The following is an 11799-nucleotide window of genomic DNA, read 5'->3' as shown; positions in this document are numbered from 1 at the left end:
TGGTGTGGTTTACGGATTTAAAGTTCCTGAATGAGGCAGCTGCTACATTGTAAGGAACTTCAAACCCACCACACCAGGCGGAAAATCCGTGAAGAGTTTACCTGTCTGCACCACAAGGTTCTGGCCATTGTCAGGAACGATATGGTTTGCAATCGTCTGATGACGATTCCCGGCATTGGCCCTGTTACCGCACTCGCCTTTATCGAGATGCCGAGCAAGGACGATCGGCGGCAATTGCCCGTTTGGCAGGGTCTGGAAGTCAACTGGCTTGCAAGAAATGGCCGCGCGGACGGCTATGGCGCCGGGATGATCCGGTGGGCGCAATCGGCTGCAATTCCGGAAACAGCCGTCGCGGGCGGCGACGCCGATTCCGGTTGCGCAGACATCGACAGTCTGGATGTCGATCGCGACACCCTGTGGGACCGCGCAAGCGCGTCTGGCGACCTATTCTACGGCCGGGTCGCGGGAGAGACCGCCGCCGTCAGCCAAATTCGAAAACATTTCCTCAAGGAATTGCGGCCCGACCGGAAACACCTGACCATGATTGGGTACTGGCGCCATGGCAAACCCCATGTATGATGCCGTGCGAAACCGGCTGTCTGGCCCTTTGCCCTGGACAGTGTCGCCTTCACCTCGGACACGCTACACCGAATTGCTGCGCCTGTGCGCGCGCGTCGGCTATTCCCAACCGCTCTTTCCGAACCACAGCGGAAAGAGACATGAGGACAGGTTATTGACATGACTTATCAGAACTTTACGACCGAGCAGCTTCAGGCGCTCGACAACGCTCATCACCTGCACCCCTTCACCGATCACAAACATCTGCGCGGCGATGGCGCGCGCATGATCGTCAGGGCCGACGGCCCGTTTGTTTACGACAGCGCGGGCAATGAAATCCTCGACGGCATGGCGGGCCTGTGGTGCGTGAACATCGGCTACGGTCGCGACGAACTCGCGAAAGCCGCCTATGAGCAAATGAAGGAACTTCCCTATTACAATTCCTTCTTTCGCTGCACGACGCCGACGCCGGTTCTTCTGGCGGCGAAACTGGCGAAACTCGCGCCAACGGGCCTGGATCAGGTCTTCTACGGTTCTTCGGGTTCGGAAGCCAACGACACGGCTGTGCGGCTGGTGCGCCATTTCTGGTCGCTTGAAGGCAAGCCCGAAAAGAACATCATCATCTCGCGAAACACCGCCTACCACGGCTCCTCCATCACCGGCGCCTCGCTCGGCGGCATGGCCGGCATGCACGGCCAGCTTCATGGCGCTGTGCCGAACATCGTCCATGTCATGCCGCCCTATTCCTATGAATTCGCGCAAGCTGGCGAAAGCGACCACGACTTCGGAATACGGGCCGCCCGCGCGGTGGAAGAGGCAATCCTGGAAGCCGGAGCGGACAAGGTCGCGGCTTTCATCGGAGAACCGGTCATGGGCGCCGGCGGCGTCAAGATTCCGCCGGCGAGCTACTGGCCGGAAATCCAGCGCATCTGCCGCAAATACGACGTGCTGCTGATGATCGACGAAGTGATCACAGGCTATGGACGCACCGGCGCATGGTTCGCCTGCGAGACTTACGGTATTGAGGCCGATATGATTACAACCGCCAAGGCGCTGACCTCCGGCTATCAGCCGCTGTCGGCGCTGATGGTCGGCGAGCGCGTTTCCTCGACCCTGGTCGAAAAGGGCGGCGAGTTCTATCACGGTTACACCTATTCCGGTCATCCGGTGTGTTGCGCCGTGGCGCTGGCCAACCTCGACATCATCGAGCGGGAAGGTCTCGTCGAGCGCGTCGCCAACGACACCGGCCCCTACTTCTCGAAGGTGCTCGCCGAAACGATCGGAAAACACGACATTGTCGGCGAAACCCGATCGGTAGGGCTCATGGGCGCGGTCGAACTGGCCCGCGGGAACGGCTCCCGCGAGCGATTCGAACCGGCCGCCGCCGCCGGCGACATCGTCCGCGACCACGCCGTCGCCAATGGCCTGATGGTGCGCTGCGTCGGCGACACGATGATTTTCTCGCCTCCCCTGATCTGGAGCCGAGAGCATGTGGACCTGGCCTGCGAAAGATTGAGCCGGGCGCTGGACGCCGCTGCGGCCAAGCTCGGGCAATAGCCCGGAGTAAATAAGAAAACGAAATTCGCCAAATGATTGCGCAATCTGCGATCGCTTATTAGCTTCGCTTCAACATGGGCTGCCAAAATCCTTTTGCGCGCGCCAACCCGGGCGCCGGATTTATAGGCGGAAAGGAATTCATGCACTCCGAAACGTTCGAACGCGCTGACGTCACCCTTTCAAACTGGCGCAACCGCCCCTTTTCGAAATGGTCTTTCCAGAACGTGTCGGAACTTGTGCCCTCGGCGGTGATCGCCAGCGCCCGTCGCGAGGAGACGCCGCCGTGCGAACTTGGAAGTTTCGCGGATATCGTTGTTGATGGCCCGGCCGGCGAAACCGTGGCCCTACCCCTGTTTCTGGAGCAAAGTCACAGCGACGCACTGGTCGTCCTGCGCGGCGGCCACATCATTGCGGAATGGTGCGCCGGTCATTGCGACCCGGCCCGTCCGCATATCATCTTCTCGATTTCGAAATCGGTCACCGGACTGCTAGCCGGCATTCTCGAAAGCCGGGGATTGCTGTCCTTCAGCGATCCGGTGGTGAAATACATTCCCGACGCGGAAGGATCGGCCTATGGCGATCTTCTGCTTCAGGACCTTTTCAACATGACGGTCGCGGTCGATTTCGAAGAACTCTACCTCGACAAGACCAGCGACTACGACCGCTATCGCCGCGCGATGCTCTGGAACCCGGAAAATCCGGATGATCCAACATTGACCCTTCGCGAACTGCTCAGTTCGCTGCCGCGCGCCGGCCATCCCCACGGCGAGCGTCACGCCTATCGTTCTCCAAACGCCGATATGGCTGGACTTGTCGTGGAAGCGGCTGCCGGCGAACGCTACGCAGACTTTCTGTCGAAAGAGCTGTGGAAGCCGATGGGCGCCTTTACCGACGCCTTCATCACAGTCGACCGCGCCGGCAATCCACGCTCTTCAGGGGGCATTTCCATGACTGCGCGCGATCTTGCGCGCCTGGGAGAACTCGTGCGTCTTGGCGGCGCATCCATCGTTCCCGCGCCATTCATCGAAAAATTGTGGGGCGGCGGCGATCGCAATATCTGGGCCTCGGGTGAACAGGGATCGCTCTTTCCGGGCGGCAGCTACCACAACTACTGGTACGACACCGGAGCCGGCGCGCTTGCCGGCGTTGGCATCCATGGTCAGGACCTGTGGATCGACCGCGACTCACAAACAGTGATTGTCCGTCAATCGTCAGAGCCGCTTCCGGTCAATGACGAACTCGATCAATTGGTGATCGCGATGTTGAAGTCTGTTTCCGCACACGTTCCCTGACGAAGTGAGGCCAGAAGAAGACAAATTGCTTGAATACATAGCTTTTATCCGCAGCCCGTGGCGTAGCTGTGAGCTTATCCGTCCTGGCGCCGTCGTCTGCAGCGGTTATCGGTGAATATCCCGCCCGGTCCGATAGCGGTATGTAACCAAGCGCCTATCGACTGCGGCTGCACGAACGTGATTGCAGGCCGAATAACGCCATATCACAATTGTTGCATTACGGCCTCTCAAGGGACAATAGCGGACTACTGAACTGAAGATCACCGACCCGCCGGAAACAGAAATGTCACGGACGCGCGGGCGCCCCACCCTTCCGGTCCGTTTCCCAATTGTAGGTCGATTCCATATTGACGGTGAAACTCCAGGCGTAGGGCATCGTGTAGGAAAGGAACGGCTGCAGGAATGTTGAGCTGATGTCAGCGGAGTCGTCCTTGCCGGCGAACGACCAGATATGATCGGCGAGCGCGCCAACCGCCGCTCTGCTTAAAAGCAGGCGCCGGACACATCACAACAGAATTACTCGGACGGGAAAATCTGACTCCAGTCATCCTTCATGCTGATCACATGCCAGTTGTCTCTCGCATTGGCCTCGTCCATCAGCGACTGCGGGAATGCGCCGAAATGGGTGTCAGGCAATCCGTCGGCCGGGCCATAGGCGTATTCGCGCTCCGCGTCGTCATGGAAAACAAGCATCATCAGTCGCTTGCCGTCGCCTGCGCCTGTCCATTCCAGCATCTCGCGATCGCCGCCCGAATTTCCGAAGGAAGCAATCGGCCGCTTGCCGATGTACTGGTTGATGCCAATCGGTTTTCCGTCCTTGTCGTCGATGAAATTGACCTCCGCCAGGCGCATGATGACCGGCTTGCCGTCCTGCATCTCGAATTTTGTCTTGATGGACGAACCGACCACCTGCTCGGCCGGAATCCCGTAGACTTCATCGGTCATTGGCCGCATGAACTCGATGCCGCCGCCCGATACGATGAAGGTCTTGAAACCGTTCGCGCGCAGATAGTTCAGCACATCCAGCATCGGCTGGTAGGCCAGTTCGGTATAGGGTCTGTCGAAACGGGGATGTTTGGCTGTTGCAAACCAGTTCGTCACAGTGGATTCGAATTCGGCAGTAGACATGCCAGCATGGGTGACGGCCAGGATGTCCGTCAGGCCTTTCTTGCCGGACGCAGCGACACCCTTCATGTCTTCAGCCAGAATGGACTTGAAGGGTTCTTCATCCTTCCATTCCGGATGGTCGGGAGCCATGACCTTGACCTGATCCAGCGCGAAGGCAAGCTGCGTGTAAATCGGGTGCTCGGTCCACAGCGTGCCGTCATTGTCGAATGTGGCGATCCGTGCGCCCGGCTCCACGTAGTCCGGTCCGCCTTCTTCCGTCACGGCTGCAACGAATGCGACGATAGCCTGCTTGTTGGGTCCGTCGTTCCACGACGGCAGCGGATCCTCCTGAGCCGATGCCCCTGTTGCAAACAGCGCGGCTGCGAACAAGCCGCTCACAATCGATGAAAGAAGTTGTGTGTTTTTCAGCATGTCGCCGCCTCCCGAGCCGCATATTTCTCGAATAATGGTTCGCCCCGTCCGAAGACGGGGCGAGGTATTGTCGCGCCTCAGTTGCCCGTAGGCAAACCGAGTTGGAAACCATCCTTGGCCAGCGCGTCCTGAACATATTTGAAACGCTGGTAATTCGTGATGGTGATGGGACCCGTATAGGTTTCGCTCTGCAATTTGCGCGGCGGATACTTGATGTAGGTCTTCATCAGTTTCGACACCGACTCGTTGGCCGGAACCATCGCCCAGGTGCTTTCCTTGAAGGTCGTCATGAAGATGTCGTATCGCTCCTGCGGATCGGCGAGAATATCGAACACCTGGGGCACCGTGGCGACATAGCTGTCGGCGCCCTTCCAGCCGAGGTTGGTGTCGACTGCAAGGCCGCCGGTCGAAGCGCCGTCATCGCCGCGCAGGTTGAAGACATACTTGAAGTTGCCGACCCGGACGGCGCCCGGAGACAGTTCGTTTTCCGTGAAATAGAACCAGGCCTTGCGATCAGAATCGCCCGTTCCCGTCATGATCGGGGTCATGTCGTGGCTGTCGAAGATGATCGGCTCGCCAGCACGGTCTTCCGTCGGCAGGTCGACCCCGGCGACGGACGCGAAAGTCGCCATCAGATCCAGACCGCCGGTGATGTCGTCGGTCTTAGAACCGGCCGGGATCTTGCCCGGCCACAGCGCCATCGTCGGAACCCGGTTGCCGCCCTCGCGAACGGTTCCCTTTGTGCCGCGGAAGGGCGTATAGCCGGCGTCCGGATAGACGTCCTGCCAGGCGCCGTTGTCGACGGTGTAGAAGACAAGCGTGTTGTCGGCCAGGCCCAGTTCGTCGAGCTTCTTGAGCACATTGCCGACGCGCGTATCCAGCTCAACGACCGAGTCTGCATATTTCGATTTCGAGATGGACTTGCCCTCGAATTCCGGCGCAGGCAGGTTCGGCTGGTGGTTCTTCATGAAGTTGATGTTGATGAAGAACGGCGTGTCCTTGTCCTTTGCGGCGTCTTCCAGGAATTCGATCCCGGCCTTCTCCACATAGGCGTCGAGATAGGGAATGCCGACCACGCCCTTGTCCGGCGTATCGACATATTCTCCATTGACCTTCCAGTCTTCGGTGGGCTTTTGCCCGGCGTTGCCCGACAGCGATCCGGTGGTCACCTTTTCGAACATCTCGCGCAGTTCGCTCGACATTTCGGGGAACCATTTCGGATCGGGATAGGTATAAGCGTTGAGGTGATAGAGGAAGGCGTGCTTCATCACGTCGTAGCCCTGGGCGTTCGGAAGCGCGTAGTCCGACTCTCCCAGGTGCCACTTGCCGGTGAAATAGGTTTTATAGCCGGCGGTCTTGAGAACGGAGGCGAGCGTCCATTCCGCTTCCGGCAATCCCCCGCCCTGTCCCTGGAAGGCGACGGTGGTCATGCCGCTTCGATTTGGAATGCGACCTGTCTGGATCGCCGCACGACCCGGGGTGCAACTTGGCTGGCCGTAGAAGTTGGTGAAGACCATGCCTTCATTCGCAATCTTGTCGAAGTTAGGCGTCGGCATGCCGCGCGCTTCGCCGCCGAGATAGGGACCGAGATCGCCCCATCCGGTGTCGTCGGATACGATCAGAAGGATGTTCGGCTTCTTTTCTTCCTGAGCGTGCGACGGAAGCGTTGCAAACGCCAGGCCAGCGCACGTCGCAAGCATTGTAAATGTTTCGGGTAATCGCATTCCTGCCTCCATGACCGCGCGCGCGGCCTCGTCAAATATTTATCGGGTTGTCGGTCTGTGTGATACCAGAAATTCCAGTATCTCGTCTTCAAGTTCATCAATCAAGCGCCGATAGTCTTCGACTTTTCGAGTATCGTGACGCCAGACCATGCTTGCGTGGACCGCATCTGTGTAATCGTCGCAAAGTATCCGGAACTCCGGATCGGTGGCGTAAAACCGCCGAACCGAGAACTCGTGCGCCGCAAAGCGGCGTATGACAGTAGCCGCATCAGCCATGCAGCAAAGTCCGAATCCTGATTGCGCAGCGTTTGTACGCTCGCAAACGCATGCAAGGGCAGGTGCGAACAGGTTCGAACCTGTACGGCGGGAAATTTATTCTTGCTGCGTTGCAGAATAAACGGACCGTTACAAAGCTTTCAATATAATATGATTTGATGTAATTCATGGGTTTGGTACTAAATATTGTGTACCCGTAACCAGTCTATCGTGGAAAGTGCCATGGCCCCGATTCCCAAGATGGAACTGGAACTATCGGAACCCTTGAACAAGTTGCCGCCGGAAGATGTTCGCCTGGAACTGCAAAGAGTTCTGGAGAGCAGCGATTTCAGGGCGACGCCCAGACGTCGCGAAATGCTTCGATATCTCGTGGAAGAAGCACTGGCCGGGCGCGCCCGCACGCTGAAAGGCTACACCATCGGGGTGGCCGTTTTCGGCCGCGGCGACGATTTCGATCCGCAGGCCGATCCGGTGGTTCGACTTGAAGCCCGCAGGCTTCGTCGGGATCTCGACAGCTACTATGTCTCCGCCGGCCGCGACAATCCGCTTCGCATCAGCATCCCCAAAGGGCACTACATTCCTGAAATAAGCTGCAATTCCCGCACTTTATCGGGTGTTCATGAATCAGTTTCACAAGAAGAAACTGAACAGCGGCCAGACACGTCGTCAAACGAACGATCCTTGGACCAAACGAAAGAAAGGAAAATCGCCGGATCGCACATTCGGTGGATTTCAGGATCCGCAGCCATCGCCGTGCTGCTCGCAGCGATCGCATCCTGGTTATGGCAGTCCAGGGGACACGACAGCGCCCTGGCCATAGCTGAAGGTCCGGCCGTCGCCATCCTGCCATTCAGGTCTCTGGGCGTAGACGAACACACCACGTTCCTCGCAGACGGCATTGCGGAACAGATCATGACGGACTTGAGCCGTTTTTCGGAATTCAGGCTCTATATGCCGTCCGGATATACGGCTTCGTCGGGAACGGAGCTCCTGGAGCAGGGAAGCCGGGACGGTCTCTCCTACATCGTCAAGGGAAGCGTCGCTTCGGACAGTCAGGACGTCAAGATCGGCGCCAGTCTGATCGAAGTCTCTTCCGGCCGCATCATCTGGGCGGAAGATTACAGCAATCAGCTGGAGCCCGGCTCACTGCTGCGACTTCAAAACGAGATTGCCTCGGATATCGCGACAGCGCTCGGCCAGCCCTACGGCGTCATCATGACGGAAGTCGCCACCGGTCTGCCGGATGATTTCAGCGCCAGCATGCCGAGTTACGAGTGTGTCTTGCGCGCCTATTCATACCGCCGTTCCTTTGCGAAGGCCCTTCACGCGCCGACGCTTGATTGTCTTCAAAAAGCTGTAGCACGCGATCCGAAATATGCGGAGGCCAGGGCGTTGCTTGGTTGGCTCTATATGGATACGGCGCGTTTCGGCTGGACGTCACAGGAAAATATTGAAAGCGCTTTCACCAAAGCGCTCGCATCCTCCGAACACGCGCATTTGCTGGACGTCAACAACATAATGGCGCTGAAGGCGCTGGGCTCGATTCATCACTACATGGGGAATTACGAGGAAAGCGAGCGCTACCAGCGTCAAGCGCTCGCAAACAATCCGAACGATCCGGACACCCTGGTTCAACTGGGGTGGAGGCTCGCGATCCGGGGAGAGTTCGACGAAGGCATTCCCTATGTCGAGAAAGCGATCGCCCGCACGGTCAACCCGCCGGGCTGGTATTACCATCTCATTGCGATCGACCACTACATGAACGGCCGGTACGCCGAAATGCTCGCCGCCGCCAAATACGGCGTCGGACATGAGTCCGGCATCAGCTGGTCCCTGGTGGCCATCGCGCAAGGCGCGCTCGGCAACATGGCGGCGGCAAGGGAAGCTCTGGATACAATGAAAGTAATATCGCCGCGACTCGGCAGCGATCCCGCAGAAGTCTACCGCGGGCATCAGGCAACGGAAGAAATCGTAGCAGCGATTGTTGCGGGCATGCGCAATGCCGGATGGAGCGAACCCGGAGCCTAGAGGTGGAAAGGGGTTGGCGACACGACAAGACGGAGTGCGAACAGTACGAACATTGGCCGGGACCGCCAAACAGGTCATTGTCGCAAACAACGATGGCAACACTGGGAGAAGTAACCATGCGTGGTATTTTGACGGCGACAGGTCTTGCGCTGTCGCTAACTATGATCGGCGCGCCCGCGTTCGCGCAAGACGCCGACAAGCCGAACATTCTTGTGATCTGGGGCGACGATATCGGAACCTGGAACATCAGCCACAAGAACATGGGCATGATGGGATACGAGACGCCCAACATCGACCGCATCGCCAAGGAAGGCGTCCACTTTACCGACTACTACGGTCAGCAGAGCTGCACCGCCGGACGCGCCGCCTTCCTCGGCGGCAATGTTCCTGTTCGCACCGGCATGACCAAGGTTGGACTGCCGGGCGCCGAACAGGGTTGGCAGGAGACAGACGCCACCATCGCCGCGGTTCTCAAAGGTCAGGGTTACGCCACCGGCCAGTTCGGCAAGAACCACCAGGGCGACCGCGACGAGCATCTGCCCACCAATCACGGCTTCGACGAATTCTACGGCAACCTCTACCATCTCAACGCCGAAGAAGAGCCCGAAAACCGCGACTATCCGGGAGACATGGTGCTGGCTGACGGAACCACTTTCCGCGAGACCTTCGGTCCGCGCGGCGTGATCAAGTCTTACGCCGACGGCGATATCGAGGACACCGGACCGCTGACCAAGAAGCGCATGGAAACGGTCGACGAGGAAACCCTCGCCGCAGCCATCGACTTCATCAAGCGCAAGGAAGAGGAAGGCGTGCCGTGGTTTACCTGGTGGAACGGAACGCGCATGCACTTCCGCACCCACGTCAAGGATGAACTGACAGGGATATCAGGACCGAGCGGCGATGAATATCACGACGGCATGGTCGAACACGACATGCATGTCGGCCAGCTTCTCGATCTGCTTGACGAGTTGGGCATCGCCGACGACACGATGGTCATCTACTCGACCGACAACGGTCCGCACTACAACACCTGGCCTGACGCCGGAACAACGCCGTTCCGCAGCGAAAAGAACTCCAACTGGGAAGGCGCCTATCGCGTGCCGGCCTATCTGCGCTGGCCTGGAAAAGTTCCCGAAGGCGAGATCCTGAACGGTATCGTCGCCCATGAGGACTGGCTGCCGACGTTCGCCGCGGCCGCAGGAAATCCGGATATCAAGGAGCAATTGCGTGACGGAACCGAACTGATCGGCCGCACCTATCGCAACTATATAGACGGCTACAATATGGTGCCTTACGTAACGGGGGAAACGGAAGAGTCGCCTCGTCACGAGTTCTGGTACGTCAACGACGACGGTCAGGTGGTCGCAGCACGCTACGACGACTGGAAAGTCGTCTTCCTGGAAAACCGGGGCCAAGCCTTTGGCGTTTGGCGCGAACCTTTTGTCGAGCTTCGCACGCCGTTGTTGTTCCATCTCCGCCGTGACCCGTTTGAAAAAGCCCAGCACAATTCGAACACCTACGATGACTGGTTCCTCGACCGCGCATTCGTGCTCGTGCCGATCCAACGACTTGCGGCCCAGTTCCTGCAGACCATGCAGGACTATCCGCCAAGCCAGACGCCGGGTTCGTTCAACCTGAGCGCCATCGAGAAGAAGCTTTCCGAAGGCGTTGGAAGCAACTGATCCGAATACCGCGAAACAAGGGGCCGCGAATTGCCGCGGCCCCTTTTTTCATTATACTTCCGAAGAGAAAAGACCGGGAGGTCAACGATCGGCATGGCCATTGATCAGGCATCAGCACCTTCCGTCGACTCCCCGGAAACGGACGACACCAGAACACTCGTATCGACCTTGCGGGATCGCATGGGCGAGGCGATCATCGGACAACGCGACGTTATCGACAGGCTGCTGATCGGCCTGCTCGCGAACGGCAATCTGCTCATTGAGGGCCTTCCGGGACTTGCAAAGACACGCGCCATCAAGGCGCTGGCGAAGAACCTCGAATGCGATTTCAGCAGAATACAGTTCACGCCGGACCTGCTCCCCTCCGACGTCACGGGAACGGAAGTCTACTACCAGGCAGAAACCGGCGGCGAATTCCGTTTCGAACCGGGACCGATCTTCGCCAATATCGTTCTGGCCGACGAAATCAATCGGGCGCCGGCAAAGGTCCAGGCGGCGTTGCTGGAAGCGATGGAGGAACGGCAGGTCACCGTCGCTGGCAGGACCCACGCCATGGAGCCGCTGTTCATGGTCATGGCGACCCAGAATCCGATCGAGCAGGAAGGCACCTATCCCCTGCCCGAGGCCCAGCTTGACCGGTTTCTCATGCATGTGAACATCACCTATCCCCCGGTCGAAGACGAAGTCGAGGTCATCCGGTTGGTGCGCGGCGAAGAGATCGCGGCGTCAGCGGACAAATCCGACAAGCCGAAGCGGAACGATAAAAGTCCGATATCCCAGGACACGATTTTCCAGGCGCGCAGGGAGATCGGAAAGATCCACGTTTCTGAAGCCATGGAGCGGTATATGGCGGATCTCGTCAATGCCACGCGCCATCCGGAGTCCTTCGGCGCCGACCTGCCCCGCTGGATCGAAATCGGCGCAAGCCCGAGGGCAAGCCTTGGCCTCGACAAATGCGGACGCACCCACGCCTGGCTCAATGGCCGCGACTATGTCGATCCGGAAGACGTCCGCATGATTGCCCCGGACGTTCTGCGACATCGGCTTGGGCTCAGCTACGAAGCACAAGGCGAAGGCGTAACTCCCGACGCAGTGGTCGCCGAAATCATCAGGCAAGTGGCGTTGCCGTAGCCGGGGGCAGGA

General features: G+C 58.8%; 9 protein-coding genes and 1 pseudogene. 6 read left to right on the top strand and 4 right to left on the bottom strand.

Annotated elements, in window-relative coordinates; all coding sequences use genetic code 11:
- The first annotated feature begins 141 nt into the window (after positions 1 to 141).
- From AAFN47_RS04585 to AAFN47_RS04575, 3 genes are all read left to right on the top strand, one after another.
- Positions 142 to 579: an SIP domain-containing protein gene (locus AAFN47_RS04585; RefSeq protein ID WP_499808038.1), complete on the top strand. Its 438-nt coding sequence runs from the start codon at positions 142 to 144 to the stop codon at positions 577 to 579.
- A 159-nt stretch (positions 580 to 738) separates the two neighbouring features.
- Positions 739 to 2115, top strand: a complete 1377-nt coding sequence (locus tag AAFN47_RS04580; protein WP_499808037.1) for an aminotransferase — start codon at positions 739 to 741, stop codon at positions 2113 to 2115.
- A 140-nt stretch (positions 2116 to 2255) separates the two neighbouring features.
- Positions 2256 to 3407: a serine hydrolase domain-containing protein gene (locus AAFN47_RS04575; protein ID WP_499808036.1), complete on the top strand. Its 1152-nt coding sequence runs from the start codon at positions 2256 to 2258 to the stop codon at positions 3405 to 3407.
- A gap of 316 nt (positions 3408 to 3723) precedes the next feature.
- Here the strand turns inward: AAFN47_RS04575 and AAFN47_RS04570 are convergent.
- The 4 genes and pseudogenes from AAFN47_RS04570 to AAFN47_RS04555 form a co-directional block, all read right to left on the bottom strand.
- Positions 3724 to 3876, bottom strand: a pseudogene (locus AAFN47_RS04570) (transporter); the annotation flags it as partial.
- A gap of 47 nt (positions 3877 to 3923) precedes the next feature.
- Complete coding sequence (locus tag AAFN47_RS04565; RefSeq protein WP_499808035.1) at positions 3924 to 4946, bottom strand: HAD family hydrolase; 1023 nt, start codon at positions 4944 to 4946, stop codon at positions 3924 to 3926.
- Between the two features lie 77 nt (positions 4947 to 5023).
- Entirely contained in the window at positions 5024 to 6646 is a 1623-nt protein-coding gene (locus tag AAFN47_RS04560; RefSeq protein WP_499808367.1) for an arylsulfatase, read from the bottom strand.
- A gap of 63 nt (positions 6647 to 6709) precedes the next feature.
- Entirely contained in the window at positions 6710 to 6946 is a 237-nt protein-coding gene (locus AAFN47_RS04555; RefSeq protein ID WP_499808034.1) for a hypothetical protein, read from the bottom strand.
- A 222-nt stretch (positions 6947 to 7168) separates the two neighbouring features.
- Here AAFN47_RS04555 and AAFN47_RS04550 point away from each other — a divergent pair, with 222 nt between their 5' ends.
- From AAFN47_RS04550 to AAFN47_RS04540, 3 genes are all read left to right on the top strand, one after another.
- Complete coding sequence (locus AAFN47_RS04550; RefSeq protein ID WP_499808033.1) at positions 7169 to 8974, top strand: tetratricopeptide repeat protein; 1806 nt, start codon at positions 7169 to 7171, stop codon at positions 8972 to 8974.
- Between the two features lie 116 nt (positions 8975 to 9090).
- Positions 9091 to 10656 carry an arylsulfatase gene (locus AAFN47_RS04545; protein WP_499808032.1) on the top strand — a complete coding sequence of 522 codons (1566 nt, stop codon included), beginning with the start codon at positions 9091 to 9093 and terminating at the stop codon, positions 10654 to 10656.
- Between the two features lie 180 nt (positions 10657 to 10836).
- On the top strand, positions 10837 to 11787 hold the full coding sequence (locus AAFN47_RS04540) for an AAA family ATPase (RefSeq protein WP_499808366.1): 951 nt from the start codon (positions 10837 to 10839) through the stop codon (positions 11785 to 11787).
- The last annotated feature ends 12 nt before the right edge of the window (positions 11788 to 11799 follow it).

The organism is Hoeflea sp. CAU 1731 (assembly GCF_039888615.1).
In the GTDB taxonomy this organism is placed as follows: domain Bacteria; phylum Pseudomonadota; class Alphaproteobacteria; order Rhizobiales; family Rhizobiaceae; genus Flavimaribacter.
This window is presented reverse-complemented; position numbering and strand designations above follow the sequence as displayed.

Coding starts and splice junctions, on each gene's coding strand:
- AAFN47_RS04585 (WP_499808038.1), top strand. CDS start 142: ATGGTTTGCAATCGTCTGATGACGATTCCCGGCATTGGCCCTGTTACC.
- AAFN47_RS04540 (WP_499808366.1), top strand. CDS start 10,837: ATGGGCGAGGCGATCATCGGACAACGCGACGTTATCGACAGGCTGCTG.
- AAFN47_RS04560 (WP_499808367.1), bottom strand. CDS start 6,646: ATGCTTGCGACGTGCGCTGGCCTGGCGTTTGCAACGCTTCCGTCGCAC.
- AAFN47_RS04565 (WP_499808035.1), bottom strand. CDS start 4,946: ATGCTGAAAAACACACAACTTCTTTCATCGATTGTGAGCGGCTTGTTC.
- AAFN47_RS04550 (WP_499808033.1), top strand. CDS start 7,169: ATGGCCCCGATTCCCAAGATGGAACTGGAACTATCGGAACCCTTGAAC.
- AAFN47_RS04545 (WP_499808032.1), top strand. CDS start 9,091: ATGCGTGGTATTTTGACGGCGACAGGTCTTGCGCTGTCGCTAACTATG.
- AAFN47_RS04555 (WP_499808034.1), bottom strand. CDS start 6,946: ATGGCTGATGCGGCTACTGTCATACGCCGCTTTGCGGCGCACGAGTTC.
- AAFN47_RS04575 (WP_499808036.1), top strand. CDS start 2,256: ATGCACTCCGAAACGTTCGAACGCGCTGACGTCACCCTTTCAAACTGG.
- AAFN47_RS04580 (WP_499808037.1), top strand. CDS start 739: ATGACTTATCAGAACTTTACGACCGAGCAGCTTCAGGCGCTCGACAAC.